Source organism: Streptomyces sp. NPDC043427 (assembly GCF_056436655.1).
Genome location: NZ_JBWKCC010000010.1, coordinates 150057 through 171920, shown reverse-complemented (window position 1 = coordinate 171920; position 21864 = coordinate 150057). Strand labels below are relative to the sequence as shown.

Sequence of the window (21864 nt, the reverse complement as noted above, 5' to 3'; positions counted from 1 at the left end):
CACGTGCAGGCAGCCGTCACCGTCACGCCCTCCCGCATACCCGACCTGCTGCTCGGCCTCGCCACCGTACGGCCGGTGTTCGTCTGGGGCGCCCCCGGCATCGGCAAGTCCTCCCTGGTGCGGGCGTTCGCCGAGTCGTTGGGCCTGGAGTGCGTGAGCCTGCTCGGTACCCAGCTCGCGCCCGAGGACCTGATGGGTGTCCCGCAGATCCGTGACGGACGGTCGGTGTTCTGCCCGCCGGAGGCGATCGCGCGCGACGAGCCGTACTGCCTGTTCCTGGACGAGCTCAACGCGGCCACGCCGGACGTGCAGAAGGCGTTCTACTCGCTGATCCTGGACCGCCGTATCGGCACCTACGAGCTGCCCAAGGGCTCCATCGTCATCGGCGCGGGCAACCGGGCCACCGACAACGCCCTCGCCCGCCCGATCGCCTCCGCCCTGGTCAATCGCCTCACCCACGTCCACCTGGAGGCCTCCGCCAAGGACTGGCTGGCCTGGGCCGCGGACCATGGCATCCATCCCTGGATCGTCGACCACCTCACCGACCGGCCCGACCACCTGTGGTCCAAGCCGCCCAAGACCGAGGAGCCCTTCTCCACGCCCCGCTCCTGGCACATGCTCTCCGACGCCCTGCACTCCTTCGGCCCCGACCTCGACGAGCAGACCCTGAAGGTCCTCGCGCACGGCACCCTGACGCCCACGCACGCGACCGCCTTCTGCGGCTACGTCAAGATCGTGCGCAGCCGGTACGGCATCGAGGCCGTGATCCGGGGCGACGCCCGCTGGCCGCACCGCGTCGAGGACCGGGACCTGCTCTACTACCTGGCCGAGTCCTTCCGCGGCCGGCTCGTCAAGGAACTGCCCGCCGACAAGAAGCACATGTCGGCGAACGGACGGCAGACCGCGCATCGTGCCAAGTCCCTGCTGGTGCAGCTCGCCGAGATCTCCGTCGAGGTGGCCCAGACGGTCATCGCCTCCGACGCCGACGGCAACCCCGTACTGCCCGCCTGGTTCCTGGTGGAGGCCGCGCGGGACATGCCGCGGCTCGTGGAAGCCCGGCGATGAGCCGGAACCCCGACAAGAAGAAGCGGGAGGCAGCGGACGAGGCGTTCGACGAGGGCATGCGGCTGATGCGGCTCAACCCGGCCCTCGCCGCCGTCGACTTCACACTGTGCCGCCACGACGACTGCACCTGGGCGCCCCGGCACGGGCTCGTCCTCGTCGACTCCGACGGTGTGCTGCACGCCCACCGCGCCCGCCTCGCCGAACCCGCCCACTGGGCCTGGTCGCTCGCCCACGCCGTCCTCCACCTCGGCTTCGGGCACGTACCGGCCGCGCAGGGCAGACGGGTGCAGCCCGACCGGTACGACATCGCAGCCCGCTGCGTGGTCGTCAACCGCTTCCTGCTCGGCTTCCCCGTCGGCAGGCCCCCCGAGGACCTCCCCGGTTCCTACCCCGCCGGGGACGAGGAGCAGCTCGCGGCCCGCTGGCGCCGACAGGGCCTCCCGCCCGCCTACGAGCACTGCGGCACGGCGGGCCACGAGCCCGACCAGCTGCTCGTACAGTGGGAGCGCTGGCGCGGGCAGCCCCCCGACCAGCAGCTCGCCTTCGCCACGGCCCTCACCCGGACCGTGTCCGCGGCGATGGACATGGCGGGCGGCCGCCGCGACTCCCTGGACGGCGAGGCACCCACCCGGCGCCCCTGGGAGAAGGCCCTGAGCTGGTTCATCTCCTCCTACCCCCTGCTCGGCGGCATCGCGGCCGGCATCAGTCTGGTCGCGGACGCCGAAATCGCCCGCGCCCACCGCATCGCCGTCGCCGCCGTCGACGCGGAGGCCGGCGAGATCTACGTCAACCCGCTCCGGCAGTTCGACGACGAGGAATGGCGCTTCATCCTCGCCCACGAGATGCTGCACGCCGCCCTGCGCCACGGCGACCGCTGCGGCCCCCGCGACCCGTACCTGTTCAACATCGCCTGCGACTACGTCATCAACGGCTGGCTACGCCAGATGCAGGTCGGGACCATGCCCGAGGGACTCCTGTACGACACCGAGCTCAAGGACCTCTCCGCGGAGGAGGTCTACGACCGTCTCGTCGGCGACCTGCGTCGCATGCGCCGCCTGGGCACCCTGCGCGGCAAGGGCGCGGGCGACATCCTCGGCGGCCCGCTCGGCAGCCCCCGCGACTACGTGGACCTCGACGAGTTCTACCGCCGCGGCCTCGCCCACGGCATGGACCTGCACGAACGGCAGGAGCGCGGCCACCTCCCGGGAGGCCTCGTCGAGGAGATCCGGGCCCTCAGCCACCCTCCGCTGCCCTGGGACGCCCGCCTCGCCCGCTGGTTCGACGAGTTCGTGCCCCGCCCCGAGCCCGCACGGTCATACGCACGGCCCTCCCGCCGCCAGTCCGCCACCCCCGACATCCCCCGCGCGGGCCGCTTCTTCCCGCCCGAGGAGATCGCCCGCTGCACCTTCGGCGTCGTCCTCGACACCTCCGGCTCCATGGACCGCACCCTCCTGGGCAAGGCCCTGGGCGCCATCGCCTCCTACGCCGAGGCCCGCGACGTACCGGCCGCCCGGGTCGTCTTCTGCGACGCCGCCCCGTACGACGCCGGGTATGTGCCGGTCACGGAGATCGCCGGCCGGGTACGGGTGCACGGCCGCGGCGGCACGGCCCTGCAGCCCGGCATCGACCTGCTGCGCCGGGCGGACGACTTCCCGCCCGGCGCACCCGTCCTGATCATCACGGACGGCTGGTGCGACGTCGTACGGGTGCGGCGCGAGCACGCCTACCTGATTCCGCAGGGCCGTCGCCTGCCGTTCACTCCGCAGGGGCCGGTCTTCCCTGTGCGGTGAGCGGGAATGTGATCGGATGGGGCACGGAAACCCGTCCGACGGGAAACCCACGTGAAAGGAAGAACCGTGGCAACCACGCGCTCCGCACACACCGTCTGGGAAGGCAACCTGCTCGAGGGCAACGGCGTCGTCACCTTCGACTCCTCCGGCATCGGCCAGCAGCCGGTGTCGTGGCCGTCGCGCGCCGAGCAGGCGAACGGCAAGACCAGCCCCGAGGAGCTGATCGCCGCCGCCCACTCCAGCTGCTTCTCCATGGCCCTCTCGCACGGCCTCGCCGGTGCCGGAACCCCGCCCACCAAGCTGGTCACGTCCGCCGACGTCACCTTCCAGCCGGGCGAGGGCATCACCGGCATCCACCTGACCGTGGAGGGCACGGTCCCCGGCCTCGACAACGACGCGTTCGTCGCCGCCGCCGAGGACGCCAAGAAGAACTGCCCGGTCAGCCAGGCCCTCACCGGCACGACGATCACCCTGTCGGCCAAGCTCGCCTGACCCGGCGCGACCCACCGCACGCCACCGCGGGCCGCCCTCCCGGGGCGGTCCGCGTGCCCGCCGGTTCGGCGACGAGGGGCGGGGTATAACGCCCTGCGCCGATACGGCGGAACAGGCGTCGGAAGGATGGGAATGCTGCCGGGAACCTCCGACAACGGCCGGGTGCTCGACTCCGCCGTCCGCGAACGCACCCGCATCCTGCTGCTGTTCAGTCTGGCCGGCCGGGTCTTACCGGAACCCGGAGCGCCCGGACGCCTCGTCGCCGGCTTCGACTTCGGCCGCTTCACGCCCCATCTGCGCTCCAGCGAACCGCTGTTGCCCGTACCGATCCTGACCGAACAGGTCTCCCCGCAGGAGCTCGGGCTGCCGAGCGGCGCGCGCGGACTCGACCTGGCCGGGGCGCGTGTCCTGGTCGTCACCACCCCGCGCGGTGACGCGACCCTGCTCATTGACTGCGACTTCGCCGACGAGACCCCGTCCGACGCGGTCGCCCCGTGGCTCGCGGCCACCTGCTTCGACCGCGCCGAGCTCACCCTCGCGGGCCGGCCGCTGCTCGAGGTGCTGACCGAACGACTCGGGCTGCCAGAACCGCTCGCCTTCGGGCAGAACGTCCACCAAGTCATCTTCCCCGGGGGCCGGTTGGCGCGCGACCTGCTCGACGCGGGCGATCACGACGACCCCCGGCTGTCCGCCCCGCTCAGCGAGATGATCTACCGCGGCAGACTGCCCGGCAACGGCGTTCCCCACGCCGGCGTGATCGTCCCGCCGCACATGAGGAACCACGGCGTGACCGTCTCCGCGCACGGCCGGGGCGTCTCCGTCCAGGCGGGCTGGGCCCCACACGTGGAGAACGGCCTCGCCCTGGTGGCGCTGGGCATGGTCTCCGCCCTGGCCGTCCTGCAGCGCACCCGGCTGGCCGCGTTCGGGATGATGCGCGCCAACCAACAGGCGCCGACGGACTCCCCGTCCGAGGTGCGCGCGCTCATCTCCCGGCTGTCGGCCGGCGTCAACGAACTCCAACTCGACCTCGCCTTCGGCGTGGAGGCCTACGTCGACAGCCTGCTGATCCCGGAGATGGTCATGGAGGGCTTCCAGTCCTCCCTGCGCGACGCGCTCGGCGTCCGCGACAGCCTCGACAACTCCGCGCGCATGGTCGAGCGACTGACCTCCGTGATCAACGCCCGCTCGGCGGCCCTGGACGCCGCCCTCGCGGAGCGGGACGACCGCCGCGACCGTACGATCTCCGGCCTCGTCGCCGCTGCCACGCTGATCGCGCTGCCGCCGACGCTGCTGCTGGCGTTCTTCGGGGTCAACGGCACCAACGTGGACAAGGGCCGCTCGATCCTCGACCTGCGAGAATACGGCGCGGCCTACGTGGTGGCCTGGCTGCCCTTCGTCGTCCTGGTCCTGATCGGCTATGTGCTGCTCAGGCGGGTCGGCAGGCGCTCCGGCTCGCTCCTGGCCGCCCCGGACGACGTCCGGGCGCCCGTGCCCCCTCCACGCCCCTCGTCCGGGAGGTGACCCATGCCGCGACGCCCCGCCGTCTCCGCCCACCGCGGCGGCTCCGAACGCTTCGGCCCGGCCACCCGGGAGGCCTACGAGGACGCGGTGGCCTCCGGCGCGGAGTACGTCGAGTTCGACATCCGGCGGACCGCGGACGGTGTCTTCGTCGTCCACCACGACCCCCGCGTGAACGGCACCGGTCCTGAGCTGGCGCGGATCGCCCACGCCGAGCTCAGCGAACGCGCCGGTTTCCCGGTGCCGGCCGTGGACGAGGTCATGGCGCTGATCGCCGGGAGGCTCGTCGGGCACCTCGATCTGAAGGAGGTCGGCCACGAGCGCGAGCTGATCGACCGGGCGATCGCCCTGCTCGGCCCCGACGGGTTCGTCGCGACCACCCTGGAGGACCGGTCGATCGCCGAGATCACCAGCGCCTTCCCCCAGGTCCGCACCGCCCTGTCCCTGGGACGCGACCGCCAGGAGGTGGGGGCCGCCCGGCTGGCCCGCACCCGGGCGAGCGAACTGTTCCCCATGCGGCGCCTGCGCGCCTGCGGGGCCCACGGGGTCGCCGTGCACCAGCGTCTCGCCCGCGCGGGCGTGCTGCGCGAGGCCGCCCGCCACCGCCTGTTCACCATGGTGTGGACGGTCAACGACGACACCGCGATGCGTACCTTCCTCACCGACCCGCGCGTGGACGTACTGGTCACCGACCGGCCCCGGCGGGCCGTCCAGCTCCGGGGAGAGCCGCATCGAACCCCGGCGGCGGGGAACGTGTCCCATTGACAGGAGCCCACTCAGGTTCTGAGCTGGAGTGCGGGAGATTTCCTCACAAAGGGGACAGTGATGGGACGTCCGGTCGGGATCGATCTCGGAACCACGAACTCGGTGGTGGCCGTCCTGGAGGGCGGCGAACCCACGGTCATCGCGAACGCGGAGGGGGCCAGGACCACACCGTCGGTCGTGGCGTTCGCCAAGAACGGCGAGGTGCTCGTCGGCGAGGTCGCCAAGCGGCAGGCGGTCACCAACGTCGACCGCACCGCCCGCTCGGTCAAGCGCCACATGGGCGACGCGCACTGGCGCTTCCCGGACCAGGGCGACGTGGACGGCACCCGCTACCGCGCCCAGGAGCTGTCCGCGCGGGTCCTGCAGAAGCTGAAGCGGGACGCCGAGTCCTACCTCGGCGAGGACGTCACAGACGCCGTGATCACCGTGCCCGCCTACTTCGACGACACCCAGCGACAGGCCACCAAGGAGGCCGGCGAGATCGCCGGCCTGAAGGTCCTCAGGATCATCAACGAGCCGACCGCCGCCGCCCTCGCCTACGGCCTCGACCGGGGCGAGGAGCAGACCGTTCTCGTCTTCGACCTCGGCGGCGGCACCTTCGACGTGTCCCTGCTGGAGATCGGTGACGGCGTCATCGAGGTCAAGGCCACCAACGGTGACACCCACCTCGGCGGCGACGACTGGGACCAACGGATCGTCGAGTACCTGGTCAAGAAGTTCAAGGGCCAGAACGGCATCGACCTGGGCAACGACAAGATGGCGCTGCAGCGGCTGCGCGAGGGCGCGGAGAAGGCGAAGATCGAACTGTCGTCGTCCTCCGAGACCACCATCAACCTTCCCTACATCACGGCCTCCGCCGAGGGCCCCCTGCACCTCGACGAGAAAATGACGCGCGCCCAGTTCCAGGAGCTCACCGAGGACCTGCTCGACCGGTGCAGGACACCCTTCCACCAGGCCGTCAAGGACGCGGGCATCAAGCTGTCCGCGATCGACCACGTGATCCTCGTCGGCGGCTCGACCAGGATGCCCGCCGTCACCGAGCTCGTACGGGAGTTGACCGGCAAGGACCCGCACAAGGGCGTCAACCCCGACGAGGTCGTCGCCGTCGGCGCGGCCCTCCAGGCGGGCGTCATCCGCGGCGACGTCAAGGACGTCCTGCTCCTCGACGTCACCCCGCTGTCCCTCGGCATCGAGACCAAGGGCGGCATCATGACGAAGCTCATCGAACGCAACACGACCATCCCCACCCGGCGTTCGGAGATCTTCACCACGGCCGACGACAACCAGCCCTCCGTCGGCATCCAGGTCTACCAGGGCGAACGCGAGATCGCCGCCTACAACAAGAAGCTCGGCGTCTTCGACCTCACCGGGCTGCCGCCCGCGCCGCGCGGTGTCCCGCAGATCGAGGTCGCCTTCGACATCGACGCCAACGGGATCATGCACGTCTCCGCGAAGGACCTCGCGACGGGCCGCGAACAGAAGATGACCGTGACCGGCGGCTCCGCGCTGCCCAAGGACGACATCGACCGCATGATGCGGGAGGCCGAGCAGTACGCCGAGGAGGACCGGCAGCGCCGGGAGGCCGCGGAGACCCGCAACCAGGCCGAGCAACTCGTCTACCAGACCGAGAAGTTCCTCCGCGACAACACCGACAAGATCCCCGCCGAGACCAGGACGGAGGTGGAGTCCGCGGTCGCCGAGCTCAAGCAGCTCCTGGAGCAGAACGCCGACACGGCCGCCCTGCGCGACGGCGTCGAGAAACTCGCCGGCGTCAGCCAGAAGATGGGCCAGGCCATGTACGCCCAGGCCCAGCAGGAGACACCGACCGAGGGCGCCGCACCGGGCCAGGACCAACAGGGCCGGCAGGACGACGAAACGGTGGTGGACGCCGAGATCGTCGACGACGAGGACCGCGAGGCGAAGGGCGGGGCGGCGTAGACCGTCTCCTCCGTCTCCTCCCTGCGCGTCCCACGGCCTGACGGTCCGCCGATCAGCGGTGCCGGCCCGCGGCGTGCCGGGGGCCCTTTCCGGGCTCACCTCGTGGCCCGGCCGAGGGCGGCTGCGGGGCGGCGTCGGACGGGGCGGGAGTCGGCGTGGCCGTCGCCGAGCTCCGACGGTGGCGGAAGGCGTAGAGGGCGGCCGCCGAGATCCGGCCGGCCATCGCCACGCAGGCCGCCGCCCCGCCGATCACCACGACCGGCAGGACGCCCAGGACGGCGCTCTTCAAATACATCAGGAAGGCCGCTCCGGCACTCACGACCAGGCAGAGGACGGCGTACCGGACCCGCCGCCGGAACTCGGCGTCGTGCGGCGCGGCGGCCGCTCCTGTGAGGACGGCGACGTAGGAGACCAGCCCCAGCCGGAACACCAGCGCGAGCGCTGTCTCCGGTGCGTCGACGAGGAGGTCACCGGCGTCGACGATCACCCCGACGGCCGTCGCGACGGTGACGGCATGGGCCAGCAGGAGTCGTGGCCCCGTCGTGTCCGGAGCCTCGGTCCGCGTCACCGGCCCCTCCGGGAAGAGGGGCGGGGGAGCGGGCTGTCCGGTCCGGCGCCGCAGGAACGGCAGCAGGGCTCCGCTCAGCAGCGCCACGCCGACCACCACGCCCTGGAGGTACGGGGCACTCCCGTCGGGAAGGGCCGTCGGGAACCAGGTCAGGGTGGCGAGCAGGCCATACGCGCCGACCCACCAGGACGCCGCCTGTGGCCCCCACACGCCGTCGCAGACCAGGGCGAACAACGACAGCGCCAGGACCGTCAGCGCCGCCGTCAGCGCGAGGCCGAGCCCGAGGGCGTCGGTGAATTCGCTCCACCACATCGTGCCGAGCTGCACGGACCGGCCTTCGGACGCCTGCGTCGGATGGAGCATGCACCCGGCACACAACCCCGCCCACAGACCCAGGGCGAGCAGCGCCAGCCGTCCCGCCAGGGCGCGTCCACCGCGGACACCGCCCCACGCGGCGACCGTGTGCCGGATGCCGGAGCCCAGTACGGCACCGGCCGGGAGCAGCAGGGGCAGCGCCAGCCACGTGTAGACGGGGCGGAGCGTGTCGAGCTCGCCGGCGCCCAGTCGCAGCGCCGTCACCATGACGTCGTAACTGTCCCCCAGCAGCAGGTTCACGGCCAACAGGGCGACGCAACCGGTCAACGCGGCTTCCCAGACACTGAGTTCACTCGCCAGGGCGGGGTGGCGCAGGGCCGCCCTACGACGTTGGAGCGCGGGATGCGTGGCGAACGGCAGACCGGCGCCGCCGCGCACCGTCGTGTCCGGTGCGGCGGGGGTCATACCGCTGACGAACCACGCGCGGTTCCACCGGGGGGCGGACGGACGTCGTGCGGCGAGATCGACGAAGAACTCGTCCAGTTTCCGCCGCCGTTCCTCCCCCCGGTCCGTTTCGAGGGGACCACCCACGGCGAAGGCGTCGGCGTGCAGTTCCCGTGACTGGAGGAAGGCGTTGCGGGCCGCGTACAACGTGCAGGCGAGCAGGGCGAGATGGAAGGAGAGCCGAAGCAGGTACGCACCGTCGCCGGCGTAACCGGACACCGCGAAGCAGAAGGTGGCGGCGAGCAGGACGGCGAAGGCCCCCCACAGTGCGGTGACGCCATGGGTGACGTCGAGGTCGCGGTGGCGGATGTGGCCGAGCTCATGGCGGACCACGACCTCGAAGGTGTCCGGATCCTCGTCGAACAGCTTCTCCATGCCACTCGCGAGCTCGATGTGCCGGCGCCGCCAGTGCCCGAACGCCACCGCGTTCTTCGTGTACTCGGAGGCGTTCAGCCACACCCCGTGGACGGTCACCCCCGCGTCGTCCGCCAGCCGGAACACCGCGTCGGCGAGGTCCGGCCGGTAGCCGCGGGGTGCTCCGGTGGGCGGTGTGGGCCGCAGCCGCAGCAGCCGCCGGAAGGTGATCTGCTGGTACGGGCTGAGCCAGTACAGGGCGAAGCCCCCCACCCCCAGGACGCCCAGCGCCAGTCCCAACCGCGACTCGCGCGACTTGCGCGGGTCGACCGTCTGCGCCGGGCAGTGCTCCTGCAAGTACCGCTTCAGGGCCGGCCCGTACTCCTCCGGTATTGGTTGCGGGGGCCAGAACGGCGCCTGGCGAAGGATCTCGCGTTCGACGGGGTCCATGGGCAGGGTCAACTGGAACTCCCTGAAGGCGCCCGGCCAACACCGGCTGTATGCCTCGGAGCTGTCGTCCTCCCGGCTGGTGGTCGCCGGAAAGGCGATCGTGACGGCGGCGGCCATCAGGGCGACACAGAAGAGGAGGGCCCGTACGAGCACGTCAGCGTCCGGTCGCCGCTGGGCCGTCTCCGCCGCCGGCTGCGTCTCTGCCTCCGGCTGTGTCTCCGTCGCCGGCTGGTCTCCCGTTTCCGTTCCCGCCGGGCTCGGTGTCCCTCGCCAGCATGTTGACGAGTTCCGCCAGCACGGAGTCGGCGACCCGTTCGGCCCGTTGCCCGGAGACATGGCGCAGGGCGCCCGACAGCGCGGCCGCACGCCAGCGGGCCAGCTCCGCGGCGGTCGGTGCGGGCGCTGCCACCGGCGGCGCGGCGGGCTCGGCCGGCTCGACCTCGGCCCGACGTCGACGGCGCGCCACCCGGCCCACCAGGCGCGCGGTCAACCGGCTCACCAACTCGGCCGACATCACCCCGAGCACTCCGACCGCCGCCGACAGCGCCGCGGGCGTCACCACGTCGGTCGCCAGCCCGATGGGGTCGACCGACAAGGGCCTACGGCTCCACAGCCGGGGGCGGAAGTAGCTCCGGGCACGCCGCTCGAAGAGCGGGAGTTCCTGGGCGGCCACGTCGGTCACCACCGACTCGGCCAGCGCCCGGGCGAGCTGACGGCGTTCCGCGTCGACCCGCCACGGGCTCGTGGACGCGACGGTGCCGGATGGTGTCGGAGTCGTCATGAGTGTGTGTCAGCCCCCCGTGTCGTTGCCCCGCCGCGACTCCATGAATTCCGGACATCGGCACATGTGTCGCCATGTATCGCAAGTATGGCCCCGGACCCCTCGGCCTGTCCGGCGATCGGCGCGGGCTCAGGCCTTGCGGGCCACACCCGCGTACACCGGCACGATGCCCTCCGCCTGGAGGGCCACGTCCTGCGGCTCCGGCCGCCACCCGGATACCGGGATCAGGCCCGGCCCGAGCAGCTCCAGGCCCTCGAAGAAGCGCGCGAACTCGGCAAGGGAGCGCGGATGGAAGGGTGTGCCGCCGCGCCGGAAGTGCTCGGCCGCCTGTCCGACGGCCTCCGGGTTCAGGTCCGGGGTGACCTGGGACAGGATCAGATGGCTGCCCGGCGCGAGCGCGGCGACGTACTTCTTCAGCAGGCCGTACACGTCGTCGCCGTCGGGCTCGTCGCCCAGATAGTGGGTCAGAGCCACCAGCGACAGCGCCACCGGCCGAGTGAGGTCCAGGGATTCGGCGGCCCGGGCCAGCAGGGTGTCGACGTCGCGTACGTCGGCGTGCGCATAGGTCGTGCTGCCCTCGGCGGAGCCGCGCAGCAACGCCTGCGCGTGTCTGAGGACGATCGGGTCGTTGTCCGCGTAGACGACCCTCGACTCCGGCGCGACCTGCTGCGCCACCTGATGCAGGTTGGGCTCAGTGGGGATGCCGGTCCCGATGTCCAGGAACTGGCGGATCCCCGCCTCGGCGACGGTCCGCACGGCCCGCTGCATGAACCGGCGGTTGGCCCGCGCCCCACGCAGCACGCTCCCGTCCACGGCGAGGATCCGGCGGGCCAGCTCCTCGTCCACCGGGTAGTTGTCCTTGCCGCCCAGCCACCAGTCGTACACCCGTGCCGGGTGCGGCCGGCTGGTGTCGATGCGCGGGGGCAGGGCGTCGGTGTCGGATCCGGTCATGGGTCGGCTTCTCCCGCTCAGAAGTTCTCGCGGCACTCGCGCAGCAGCTTCTTGGTGCGCTCGGCGGACGCGGCGTGCGTCGTCATGTGGTCCAGGACCTCCAGGTGCGCGGAGACCTCCGCGCGGGAGTCCAGGTACAGGGCACCGGTCAGATACTCGGTGACCACCAGGTCCGGCAGCTCCGGCTCGGCGAAGCGGAACAGCGAGAAGGGGGCGTACGTCCCCGGGTGGGGCCCGTTCGCGAACTCGGCGACCTGCAGGGTGATCCGGTCGCGCTCGGCGTACTCGAGGAGCTTGTCCAGCTGGTCCCGCATCACCTCGGGCCGGATGCTCACCGGGCGCCGCAGCACCGTCTCGTCCATGATCACCCACAGGTGGGGCGGGTTCGGGCCGTCCAGCAGCCGCTGCCGGGCGATGCGCAGCGACACGTGCCGCTCGATCGACTCCGGCGTGGTCTGCCCGATCGTGCCGGAGTCGAGGACGGCGCGCGCGTACTCCTCCGTCTGCAGCAGCCCGGGCACGAAGTGCGGCTCGTACGAGCGGATCATCCGCGCCGCGCCCTCCAGACTCACGAACAGGCTGAACCAGTCCGGCAGCACATCGTGGAACCGCTGCCACCAGCCCGGCTTGTTCGCGTCCTCGGCCAGCGCCACGAAGGCGGCGGCCTCGGACGCGGGCACGCCGTACGCCTCGAGGAGCACCTGGAGGTACGGGATCTTCAGGGAGACCTCGGCCATCTCCATCCGCCGTACGGTCGCGGGGGCCACGCGCAGGACGCGTGCCGCCTCCTCGCGCTTGAGGCCGGCCGCCTCCCGCAGCTCCTGAAGCCGTTTGCCGAGCACCACCTGTCCCACGGTGGGCGCCGGCCGCCGCTCACTCACGCCACGTCTCCCCTACGCGCCGAAGGATCCGAGCCAGTGTGTCATGTTCCGGCCGCCAACTCACGGGGCTGGCGAGGAAGAACTCGTCACGCGTGCCGGGGGAGGCGCCCCTTACTCCCGGTAGGACCCGCCACGGGCGTTCATTACCCCGCGGGTAATCGACCCTCCGGCCCCGCGGCGGGATCGTAGAGGCACCGGGTTCCGAGCCGGCGCACTCCGGCCCGGGACCCGACCCCCGACCGCAGTGATCCGACCTCGACGGAGGGTGATTCATCATGTCCGCAACCCAGCTCACCGCACTCGCCCGCACGTCCGAGCCGCAGATCATGCTGCGCCGCTTCCTCGCCCTGGACGCCGTCGTGACCGGCGCGAACGGCCTCGCCTACCTCGCCGCCTCCGGCCCCCTCGGCCGCCTCCTCGGCGTCGGCTCCGGACTGCTCCTCGAACTCGGCGCGTTTCTTGCGGTGTTCGCGGCCGGTGTCGGCCTGCTCGCCTGCCGTGCCCGCCCCGCCGTGCTGCCGGTGCGGATGGTGATCGAGGCCAACCTCGCCTGGGCCGCGCTCAGTTGTGTCGCGTGGGCGTTCTGGTTGTCGCCGTCCGCGGTCGGCGCCGGGTGGACGGTGCTCCAGGCGCTCACCGTCGCCGGATTCGCCACCCTCCAGCACCTCGCCCTGAAAGCACGTCAGGTCGCCAGCGCGTGAAGGTACTTGACCGTCGCAGGGTCGGCCGGGAGGAACGTCTCGATGGCCAGCTCGGCGACGGTCACGTCCATCGGCGTGTTGAAGGTGGAGATAGACGAGATGAAGGACAGCGTCCGGCCCTCGTGCTCGATCTGCATCGGCAGGGCGAAGTACGGGACCGGCTCGGCGGGTCCGTCCACGGGCGCCGCCCCGGGCCCGGTCTCCGGCATCGGATAGGCCGCTACTTCTTCGTACAGGGCCCGCAGCGGCTCCGACCGGTACAGGGCGATCTGCCGTTCCATCTGCGCGAGGAGATGCCCGCGCCACTCGCGCAGGTTCCGGATGCGCGGCGCGAGCCCCTGCGGGTGCAGCGTCAGCCGCATCGCGTTCAGCGGCGGCGTGAGCAGGGACTCCGGTACGCCGTCCAGCAGCATCGTGATGCCCCGGTTGGCGGCGACGACGGTGTACGTCGCGTCGACCACCAGCGCCGGGTAGGGCTCGTAGCCCTGGATCAGCCGCTCCATGCCCGCGCGCAGCGCGTCCAGCGCCGGATCGTCGAGCGGGGTCTCCGGGTAGTGCGGGGCGTAACCGGCCGCCAGCAGCAGCGCGTTGCGCTCCCGGACGGGGACGTCCAGGTGCTCGGCCAGCCGCAGCACCATCTCCTCGCTCGGCCGGGAGCGGCCCGTCTCGATGAAGCTGATGTGCCGTGCGGAGGAGTCGGCGCGCAGCGCCAGCTCCAGCTGACTCACCCGCCGCCGCTCCCGCCACGCCCGCAGCAGCGGGCCCACGCCCCTGTCGGCGGGGGCGGCGGGGGCGGCGGAGGCGGCTGGGGCGGCGTGTCCGGACGCGGCAGTGGTCATGCGCACGACCGTACAAGAGGCGTGCCCCTCGGGGCCCCGGGCGGGCCTGACCAGGGCCGCGGCGCCGCTCCTGTGGCAGGCTGGACAGGTACGTGACACTCACGAAGGGAGCCACCGTCATGCCCCCCGAGCCGCTGTCGCAGAAGGAGATCGAGGACCGCCTGGCCGAGCTGCCCGGCTGGACCCTCGACGGGGACCGCATCACCCGCTCCTACCGGCTCGCCGACCACTTCGCGGCGACCGCCCTGGTCATCCACGTCGCCCAGGTCCAGGAGGAGCTCGGCCACCACTCCGAGCTGACCCTCGGCTACAACACGGTCTCGCTCGCCGTGAACACCCACAGCGCCGGCGGAGCCGTCACCGAACAGGACTTCGAGCTGGCGCGACGCGTGGAGGCGCTGGCTCCCGGGCACGGAGTGCGGTGACACGGGCAGGACGGTGACGGGGGGGAGCGGACGTGTTGGACTACGACGAGGAAGCCGAGCGCTACGACGCCTCGCGCGGGGGCGAGCCAAGGGCGGCAGCCGCCGCCGAGGCCGTCCTGGGCCTCGTACCGCCCCGGGCGCGCAGCCTGCTCGACATCGCCTGCGGCACGGGCATCGTCACCCGGCGCCTCGCGGCCCGCGACGGCCTGCGCGTCACCGGGGTTGACCTCGCGCAGACGATGGTCCGGCACGCCGCGGCCCGCCTGCCCGGTGCCGTCGTGCGCGCCGACAGCCGCCGACTGCCCTTCCGGGACGGGGAGTTCGACGCCGTCAGCAGCGTGTGGCTGCTGCACCTCGTGGAACCGGCCGAGGACGTGCGACGCGTCGTCGCCGAGTGCGCCCGGGTGCTGCGACCGGGCGGGGTGTACGTCACCACGGTCGACAAGGGCGCCTCGCACAACGTCGGCAGCGACATCGACGCCGTGCTCGCCTCCCGCCCCCGCCGCCCGGCCTCCGACGCGGCCGAACTCGTCGAGTCGTACGCCCTCGACTGCGGTCTGGTCCCGGCCGGGCAGGCCCGATTCCGTGGCCAGGGGCAGGGGCGCAGTCCGCGCCGGGCCGTCGCGGACCTGCGGCGCGGCTGGTTCGTCACGCTGCCGCCCGGCGAGCCGCTCGCCGAGGAGTTCGCCGCCCGGCTCCAGGCCCTGCCCGAGCAGGACCGGCCCCGCCCCGACCCCGAGTTCACCCTGCGGGCGTTCCTGAAGCCGTGGGACGCGTGAACTCCATGACCCAGTTGGTCAGCCAGGTCTCCCCGCCGTCCAGCGAGAACGCCTGCTCCCAGCGGGCGGAGATGTCCGACACCCTCGACCACACGAACCGGGCTCGCACGTCCTTGCCGTCGTGGGTGTCGTCGCCGTAGAACTCGCCGCGGTCGCCGTCGAAGGCGCCGACCACCGGCGGGAACAGTCTGCCGCTGCGGCTGGAGGACCAGTTCAGGGACCACTGCCGGGTCTCCTGGTCGAACAGGCGCAGCGTCAGCCCCTTCGACCCGAGAAACGGCATGTCGATCTCGTCGACGTTCGCGGCCCCGTCGAACAGCGGCCAACAGCGGGACGTGGACGGGAACTCCTCCCAGTCGCTGTCGGAGTCGAGGAAGTCGGTGCGCCGACGATGGCGGACCTCCCAGTCGCCGTGGAAGAAGTCGAAGTCGTGCGGGCTGCTCATGCGCGGTCTCCTGTGGTGCCCTCGGGCAGGGAATCGGTCAAGTAGGCGTTCAGGTCCGGGACGTCGGGCGCGAGCATGTGCCGTACCCAGGCGTCCCGTTCGTGCAGGATCGGCGGCAGCTCCCAGACGCAGCCGATCCACGGTTTGCCGGGCCTGATGAAGTGCGTGGGGTCGCGGTCGGGACAGCCGAGGAATGGCTGGCCGGCCGCCGCGCCCCCGAAGTGCAGGACGTTGTCCCACGTCCAGCTGTAGGCGTTCAGGTAGGCGCCGTCGTCGCCGCCCCGGTGCAGGACGACGAAGGTCGCCGGCGGGGTGCCGTCCGGCTCCGGCAGCAGGGTCGGCAGGATTTTGTATGCAGCATCCTGTACATCGGGAGCGATGCCGTCGGGGTCGGCGGTGACGTGGTAGCGCTTGATGTGCCGACCGGCGACCTCGATGGGCGGTGGCACGGTCAACAGTTTCTCTGTGAAGGCCGCGGAGGCCGCGGAGGCCGCGGAGGCCGCGGAGGCCGTGAAGGTCATGGCGGGACGCTAGGCGCGGTCCACTGACATCCTGTGTCAGTGAAGTCCAGTCGACTCGTCTCGATCCTGCTCCTGCTCCAGACCAGGGGCCGGATGACCGCCGCCCAGCTCGCCGAGGAGCTGGAGGTGTCGGTGCGTACGGTCTACCGGGACGTCGAGGCGCTGGGCGCGGCGGGCGTCCCGCTGTACGGCGACGCGGGCCACTCCGGCGGCTACCGACTCCTCGACGGCTACCGCACCCGTCTGACCGGCCTCACCGCGGACGAGGCCGAGGCACTGTTCCTGGCCGGTGCCCCGGCTGCGGCCGCCGAGCTCGGCCTGGGCTCGGTCCTGGCCGCCGCCCAGCTCAAGGTCCGCGCCGCCCTGCCGCCCGAGCTGCGGGCCCACGCGGACCGGATCAGCGGACGCTTCCACCTGGACGCGCCCGGCTGGTACGCCGAGGGCGGGGAGGCGCCAAGGTTTCTGTCGGCGGTCGCCGACGCCGTATGGAACAACCGCACCCTGCACATCGTCTACCGCAGATGGCGTGAGCCCACCGACGTGGAACGCCGTCTGGAGCCGTACGGACTGGTTCTGAAGGCGGGCCGCTGGTATGTGGTCGCCGGCCCCGGGCCGCGCACCTTCCGCGTCGACCAGATCCTCGAACTCACCACCAATGACGAGAAGTTCGCTCGTCCGGACGACTTCGACCTGGCCACGTACTGGACGGCGTACCAGCGTGACTTCCACCAACGCCTCCACCGCGGCGAGGCGCTGGTGCGGATGGCGCCGGGCGTGCGGCTGGCGAGGGCGGTGAAGGCCGACGTACTCGACGACGGCGACGGCTGGACCCGGGCCACCGTCCCCATCGAGTCCTTGGACCACGCGCACGCCGAATTCCTGCGTATGGGCTCTGACGTCGAGGTCCTCGCACCTCCCGAGCTTCGCGAGCGCATCGCCCGGACGGTCGCCGAACTGGCCGGAATCTACGGCAACGTCGATGCCATGGGCGACGACTGAGAGGGCGGAACCCGTCCGTCCTCCAGGAGGTTCGTCCCGTGCAGCACCCCCACACGCACCGCAGACGCCCCGCCGTCCTCGCCGCCCTGACCGCCGTGGCGGCCCTGACCGGCGCCGGACTGACCGCGCTGAGCGCCGGCAGTGCCGAGGCCGCCACGGCCCGCCAGGTGGAGAAGCTCGACCGCGGTGTCGTCAGCGTGCACACCGACAGCGGCAACCTGGTCAGCTGGCGCTGGCTCGGCACCGACCCCGACAACGTGTCCTTCAACGTCTACCGGGCCGGTACGAAGGTCAACTCCACGCCGATCACCGGCTCCACGAACTACTTCCACTCCGGCGCGCCCAACTCCGCCGACTACACGGTCCGCGCGATCGTGAACGGCGTGGAGCAGGCCGACTCCGTCCACGCGATCCAGTTCCGCACCGGCTACAAGGACGTGCCCATCACCCCGCCCGCCGGCGGTACGACCCCCGACGGTGTCGCCTACACCTACGAGGCGAACGACGCCTCGGTCGGCGACCTCGACGGCGATGGCGCGCTGGACTTCGTCCTGAAGTGGCAGCCCACCAACGCCAAGGACAACTCCCAGTCCGGCTACACCGGCAACACGGTCATCGACGGCGTCAAGCTCGACGGCACCCGGCTGTGGCGCGTCGACCTGGGCCGCAACATCCGCTCCGGCGCGCACTACACGCAGTTCCAGGTGTACGACTACGACGGCGACGGCAGGGCCGAGGTCGCCATGAAGACGGCCGACGGCACGAGGGACGGCACCGGCGCGGTCATCGGCAGCTCCTCCGCCGACCACCGCAACTCCAGCGGCTACGTGCTGTCGGGCCCCGAGTACCTGACGATGTTCAACGGCCGGACGGGCAAGGCGATGCAGAGCGTCGACTACGTCCCGGCCCGCGGCACGGTCTCGTCCTGGGGCGACTCGTACGGCAACCGGGTGGACCGCTTCCTGGCGGGCACGGCGTACCTGGACGGCTCGCGCCCCTCCCTGATCATGGCGCGCGGCTACTACACGCGCACGGTGATCGCGGCCTGGGACTGGCGAAACGGTTCCTTCACCCGTCGCTGGACCTTCGACACCACCTCCTCCACCAACAGCGGCAAGGGGTACGACGGTCAGGGCTCACACAGCCTCTCCGTCGGCGACGTCGACAACGACGGCCAGGACGAGATCGTCTACGGCGCGATGGCGGTCGACGACAACGGCAACGGGCTGTGGACGACCAGGACCGGCCACGGCGACGCCCAGCACCTCGGTGACCTCGACCCCGGGCACGCGGGCCTGGAGTACTTCAAGGTCTCCGAGTCCACCTCTCAGCCGGCGGAGCTGTACATCAACCCCGCGAACGGCACCGTGAACTGGAAGCTGGCCGCCTGCTGCGACAACGGTCGCGGTGTCGCCGGGGACATCTGGGCGGGCAACGACGGGGCCGAGGTGTGGTCCGCCTCCGACAGTTCCATCCGCGACGAGGCCGGCGCCACGAAGGGCCGCGAGCCGTCCTCCGTCAACTTCCTGTCCTGGTGGGACGCCGACCCGGTCCGCGAACTCCTCGACGGCACCCACATCGACAAGTACGGCACCTCCTCCGACACCCGCCTCCTCACCGGCTCCTCCGTCCACTCCAACAACAGCACCAAGGCGACCCCGTCCCTCTCCGGCGACATCCTCGGCGACTGGCGCGAGGAGGTCGTCTGGCCCACGTCGGACAACACGGCCCTGCGCGTCTACTCGACGCCGATCGAGACCACCACCCGGATCACCACACTGCTGCACGACACGATGTACCGCACGGGCATCGCCTGGCAGAACACCGCCTACAACCAGCCCCCGCACCCGAGCTTCTTCATCGGCAACAACATGCCGACGGCACCCAGGCCGACGGTGTACACGCCCTGACGGGAGCCGGTGGGTGCGCACCGACCCGGAGTCGGCTCGCACCCGCCTGTCGGGCCCCTGTCCAGCTGAGTCCGCCGCTGAAGTCGCCGTTGAGCCGGCCGAGCAGATGGTGTGGCCGCCCTTGGCCCGTCCGGACTTCGTCTCGCCGTCGATGGTGATGGAGCAGTAAGGGTGTGTGCCGGAGCGGCACACACCCTCCGGTCAGCTCACCGTGCAGTTCTGGTCGCCCAGTTCGAAGGCCGTGGGTTTCGTGTTCGTCCCCGACCAGTTGCCCGTGAAGCCGAAGCTCACTGACGAACCCGCCGCCACGTTGCCGTTCCAGCCGACGTTCTTCGCTGTTGCCGTCGAACCGGACTGGGTGTAGTCGGCGTTCCATGCCTGGGAGACGGTCTGGCCGTTGGGGAAGGTCCAGGTGAGGGACCAGTTGGACCAGGCGCTGGTGCCGGTGTTGGCGAGCTGGACGTCCGCCTGGAAGCCGCCCGACCACTGGTTGGTGATCTTGTATGTCACCGCGCAGGCGCCGGGCGGGGTGGGGTCGGTGCCTCCGCCTCCGCCTCCGCCACCGCCGCCTCCACCGCTCGTGTCCGACGTGTCGCCGTAGATGACACCGCGGCCGTTCGTGGAGACGTAGACGCGGCCGTAGACTCGCGGATCACCGGTGATCGCCCCGCCCGTCCAACCCCACTGGTGAGCATCGTCGTTGACGCGGGTCCAGGTCGCGCCCTTGTCGGTGGAGCGGAAGATCCCCCGGACGCCGGCAATCTTCGCGCTGGTGTAGAGGGTCTGGTACGAGGCACCCGCGGCCGCCTTGCCGAAGCCGATCGCGTCCGCCTGTTCGACGTTGGACAGCTTGGTCCACGTCGTACCGCCGTTCGTCGAGTGCCACAGGCCGTACGCGCCGTCCGTCGCACCCCCCGCCAGCCAGACGTCCCCCTTCGCGCCGGGCAGCGCCTTGAAGCGCACGCTGTCGCCGCTCGGCAGGCCGGTCGCCGAGGACGCCGTGAAGGTGGCGCCGCCGTCCGTACTCACGTAGAACTTCCCGGACTTGAAGCCGTAGAAGGTCTTGGGGTCCACGCGGTCCGACTCGACGATCGCGCCCGCCGGGATCCCGCTCGACGCCTGCCACGACGTACCGAAGCCGGTCGCGTACTGCACCCCCGTGCCCGCCGGGCTCCACACGAAGCGGCTGCCGTCCGACGCCGCCGCGACGGTCCCGCCGCCCGAGACGCCCGAAGGGTCCGTCCCCGCGAACCAGTTGGCGCCGTTGTCCGTGGAGAACGCGATGTGCGGACCGGAGTCCAGATTCCCCACGCGCACCACCGTGTTGGCGTTCGTCTCGGCGAAGTCCAGACTCGTGGTCGTGGTGAAGTTCGGCGACGTGTACATCATCGACGGGACCTTCGTCAGGTCCGTGTGCCGGAAGCCGCCGACGTCACCGAGCGCGCTGAGCAGCGGCGCGCCCGACGGGGGAGAGGCGAGGTCGTTGACCGCGGTCTCCTCCAGCCCCTGCACCATCGGCTTGATGGTGAACTGCCTGCCGCCGTCCCAGTTCGTGAGGTTCTCCGTGCCGTAGATCGTCGCACCCGTCCCGTACATCATCCGGTCGGAGTTGAACGGGTCGATCTCCAACGCCTCCGTCATCCAGCCCAGTTTGGGGGTCTGCTCGGGCGGTGAGGGGTTCGCGCCCCACGTCAGCCACGGCGAGGACGAGACATCCATGGTGTAGCGGTTCGCGCGGGTGGGGTACGACGTGTAGTCCCACGCCTTCGTCCAGGTGCCGCCGCTGTTCGTCGAGCGGAAGATCTGCGTGTCCGGCCACCATGAGCTGTACCCGGTCACCATCACCGTGCCCGGCTTCTGCCGGTCGACCGTCAACCCGCTGAAGCCGTAGTACGTGTCGGCCTCGGCGACCGGGCTGATGTTCGTCCAGGTGCCCGTCGCGGTCGCGTACCGCCACAACTGGCCCTTGCCGCCGTCGTACGGGCCGCCCTTGTCGCTGTATGCGATGTACAGATAGCCGTTGACCGTATCCAGTACGCCCTTGTGCGCGAGGTAACCGGTCGGCTGGCCGGCGAGCCGCGTCCACGTCGCCCCCGCGTCGGTCGAGCGGTACACCGCGTTGTCCTTGTCGGCGACCCCGACATAGATCGTCTTCGTGGCGTTGCCGGACGTGCCCGTGGACTCGTCGAAGGTGACCCAGACGATGCCCTGGTTGTCGCTGGCGTAGCCGGAGGTGTCGCTCGGGTCCTGGACGTAGTTGCCGACGTTGGGGAAGTTGGTCACCTGCGACCAGGTGGCCCCCGAGTCGGTCGACCGCCACAGCCCCTTGCCGCTGGGCGCGCCCAGGTACAGCACGCTGTTCTTGTTCGGGTCGACCGCGAGCCGCTCTCCCATGCCACGCCCCGGCATGTTGCCGCCCAGCTTGAACGGCAGGTCCGCCTTCTGCCAACTGGCGCCACGGTTCGACGACCTGAGCACGGCGCCGTTCTTCGGGTCCCAGCTGTTGGTGTACGTGCCGACCGCCGCGTACACCTTGTTCGGGTCGGCGGAGTCGGACGCGAGGCTCACCACGCCCGTGTGCCCCCAGTCGTCCCAGCCGACCGAGTCGAGCAGCGGCGTCCACGTCCTGCTCGACTCCTGCCAGCGGTACGCGCCGCCGATGTCGGTGCGGGCGTAGGCGAGGTTCTTCTCCTTGCGGTTGAAGACTATGCCGGGCACGAAGCCGCCGCCGTCGATGCGGGCGTTCTTCCAGGTGTACGACTCGGCGGCGATCGTCACCTTCTCGTCGGCCGAGGCCAGTGCGGGGGGTGTGCCGGCCAGCAGGCCGGCGGCGAGGGCGAGGACGGCCGTGAGGATGCGGGTTCTTCGCACGG

19 protein-coding genes are annotated in these 21864 nt (G+C 71.4%); 11 read left to right on the top strand and 8 right to left on the bottom strand.

What is annotated here, in order from left to right; genetic code table 11:
- The first annotated feature begins 3 nt into the window (after nucleotides 1–3).
- The 6 genes from AC067M_RS19060 (at nucleotide 4) to dnaK (ending at nucleotide 7568) form a co-directional block, all read left to right on the top strand.
- On the top strand, nucleotides 4–1065 hold the full coding sequence (locus AC067M_RS19060; protein ID WP_478698148.1) for an ATP-binding protein: 1062 nt from the start codon (nucleotides 4–6) through the stop codon (nucleotides 1063–1065).
- Complete coding sequence (locus AC067M_RS19055) at nucleotides 1062–2855, top strand: vWA domain-containing protein (RefSeq protein ID WP_478698147.1); 1794 nt, start codon at nucleotides 1062–1064, stop codon at nucleotides 2853–2855. The genes AC067M_RS19060 and AC067M_RS19055 overlap by 4 nt, the downstream gene beginning before the upstream one ends.
- A 66-nt stretch (nucleotides 2856–2921) precedes the next feature.
- Nucleotides 2922–3347 carry an OsmC family protein gene (locus tag AC067M_RS19050; RefSeq protein WP_010983301.1) on the top strand — a complete coding sequence of 142 codons (426 nt, stop codon included), beginning with the start codon at nucleotides 2922–2924 and terminating at the stop codon, nucleotides 3345–3347.
- A gap of 132 nt (nucleotides 3348–3479) precedes the next feature.
- Nucleotides 3480–4868, top strand: a complete 1389-nt coding sequence (locus tag AC067M_RS19045) for a hypothetical protein (protein ID WP_478698146.1) — start codon at nucleotides 3480–3482, stop codon at nucleotides 4866–4868.
- Nucleotides 4869–4871: 3 nt separating this feature from the next.
- The gene (locus tag AC067M_RS19040; RefSeq protein WP_478698145.1) at nucleotides 4872–5630 is read left to right on the top strand and encodes a glycerophosphodiester phosphodiesterase family protein; all 759 of its coding nucleotides are present in this window, start codon (nucleotides 4872–4874) and stop codon (nucleotides 5628–5630) included.
- A 60-nt stretch (nucleotides 5631–5690) separates the two neighbouring features.
- The gene (dnaK, locus tag AC067M_RS19035; RefSeq protein ID WP_478698144.1) at nucleotides 5691–7568 is read left to right on the top strand and encodes a molecular chaperone DnaK; all 1878 of its coding nucleotides are present in this window, start codon (nucleotides 5691–5693) and stop codon (nucleotides 7566–7568) included.
- Nucleotides 7569–7620: 52 nt separating this feature from the next.
- Here dnaK and AC067M_RS19030 read toward each other — a convergent pair whose 3' ends face one another.
- From AC067M_RS19030 to AC067M_RS19015, 4 genes are all read right to left on the bottom strand, one after another.
- Nucleotides 7621–9912 carry a M48 family metalloprotease gene (locus AC067M_RS19030; protein ID WP_478698143.1) on the bottom strand — a complete coding sequence of 764 codons (2292 nt, stop codon included), beginning with the start codon at nucleotides 9910–9912 and terminating at the stop codon, nucleotides 7621–7623.
- Between the two features lies 1 nt (nucleotide 9913).
- Complete coding sequence (locus tag AC067M_RS19025; protein WP_478698142.1) at nucleotides 9914–10540, bottom strand: hypothetical protein; 627 nt, start codon at nucleotides 10538–10540, stop codon at nucleotides 9914–9916.
- Between the two features lie 129 nt (nucleotides 10541–10669).
- Nucleotides 10670–11491: an SAM-dependent methyltransferase gene (locus AC067M_RS19020; protein WP_478698141.1), complete on the bottom strand. Its 822-nt coding sequence runs from the start codon at nucleotides 11489–11491 to the stop codon at nucleotides 10670–10672.
- Between the two features lie 17 nt (nucleotides 11492–11508).
- Nucleotides 11509–12372: a helix-turn-helix domain-containing protein gene (locus AC067M_RS19015; protein ID WP_478698140.1), complete on the bottom strand. Its 864-nt coding sequence runs from the start codon at nucleotides 12370–12372 to the stop codon at nucleotides 11509–11511.
- Between the two features lie 275 nt (nucleotides 12373–12647).
- Here AC067M_RS19015 and AC067M_RS19010 point away from each other — a divergent pair, with 275 nt between their 5' ends.
- Nucleotides 12648–13073, top strand: coding sequence for a hypothetical protein (locus AC067M_RS19010; RefSeq protein ID WP_478698139.1), 426 nt, complete (start codon nucleotides 12648–12650; stop codon nucleotides 13071–13073).
- Here the strand turns inward: AC067M_RS19010 and AC067M_RS19005 are convergent.
- A complete protein-coding gene (locus AC067M_RS19005; protein WP_478698138.1) occupies nucleotides 13055–13912 on the bottom strand; it encodes a helix-turn-helix domain-containing protein in 858 nt (285 codons plus the stop codon). The genes AC067M_RS19010 and AC067M_RS19005 overlap by 19 nt on opposite strands.
- 119 nt (nucleotides 13913–14031) lie before the next feature.
- On the opposite strand from AC067M_RS19005, the gene AC067M_RS19000 reads away from it, so the two are divergent.
- Nucleotides 14032–14337 carry a 4a-hydroxytetrahydrobiopterin dehydratase gene (locus AC067M_RS19000; protein WP_478698137.1) on the top strand — a complete coding sequence of 102 codons (306 nt, stop codon included), beginning with the start codon at nucleotides 14032–14034 and terminating at the stop codon, nucleotides 14335–14337.
- Nucleotides 14338–14369: 32 nt separating this feature from the next.
- The gene (locus tag AC067M_RS18995) at nucleotides 14370–15116 is read left to right on the top strand and encodes a class I SAM-dependent methyltransferase (RefSeq protein ID WP_478698136.1); all 747 of its coding nucleotides are present in this window, start codon (nucleotides 14370–14372) and stop codon (nucleotides 15114–15116) included.
- On the opposite strand, the gene AC067M_RS18990 is transcribed toward AC067M_RS18995, so the two are convergent.
- Nucleotides 15079–15561 (bottom strand): hypothetical protein, encoded by a 483-nt coding sequence (locus AC067M_RS18990; RefSeq protein ID WP_478698135.1) that lies wholly within the window; start codon nucleotides 15559–15561, stop codon nucleotides 15079–15081. The two genes, AC067M_RS18995 and AC067M_RS18990, sit on opposite strands and share 38 nt — an antisense overlap.
- A complete protein-coding gene (locus tag AC067M_RS18985) occupies nucleotides 15558–16082 on the bottom strand; it encodes a hypothetical protein (RefSeq protein ID WP_478698134.1) in 525 nt (174 codons plus the stop codon). Before AC067M_RS18985 ends, AC067M_RS18990 begins: the two co-directional genes overlap by 4 nt.
- Before the next feature lie 39 nt (nucleotides 16083–16121).
- Here AC067M_RS18985 and AC067M_RS18980 point away from each other — a divergent pair, with 39 nt between their 5' ends.
- Together AC067M_RS18980 and AC067M_RS18975 are read left to right on the top strand one after the other, a co-directional pair.
- Entirely contained in the window at nucleotides 16122–17081 is a 960-nt protein-coding gene (locus AC067M_RS18980; RefSeq protein WP_478698133.1) for a helix-turn-helix transcriptional regulator, read from the top strand.
- Nucleotides 17082–17119: 38 nt separating this feature from the next.
- Nucleotides 17120–18991, top strand: coding sequence for a rhamnogalacturonan lyase (locus AC067M_RS18975; RefSeq protein ID WP_478698132.1), 1872 nt, complete (start codon nucleotides 17120–17122; stop codon nucleotides 18989–18991).
- 201 nt (nucleotides 18992–19192) lie between these two features.
- Here the strand turns inward: AC067M_RS18975 and AC067M_RS18970 are convergent, their stop codons facing one another.
- The gene (locus AC067M_RS18970) at nucleotides 19193–21862 is read right to left on the bottom strand and encodes a cellulose binding domain-containing protein (RefSeq protein WP_478698131.1); all 2670 of its coding nucleotides are present in this window, start codon (nucleotides 21860–21862) and stop codon (nucleotides 19193–19195) included.
- Nucleotides 21863–21864 lie beyond the last annotated feature (2 nt).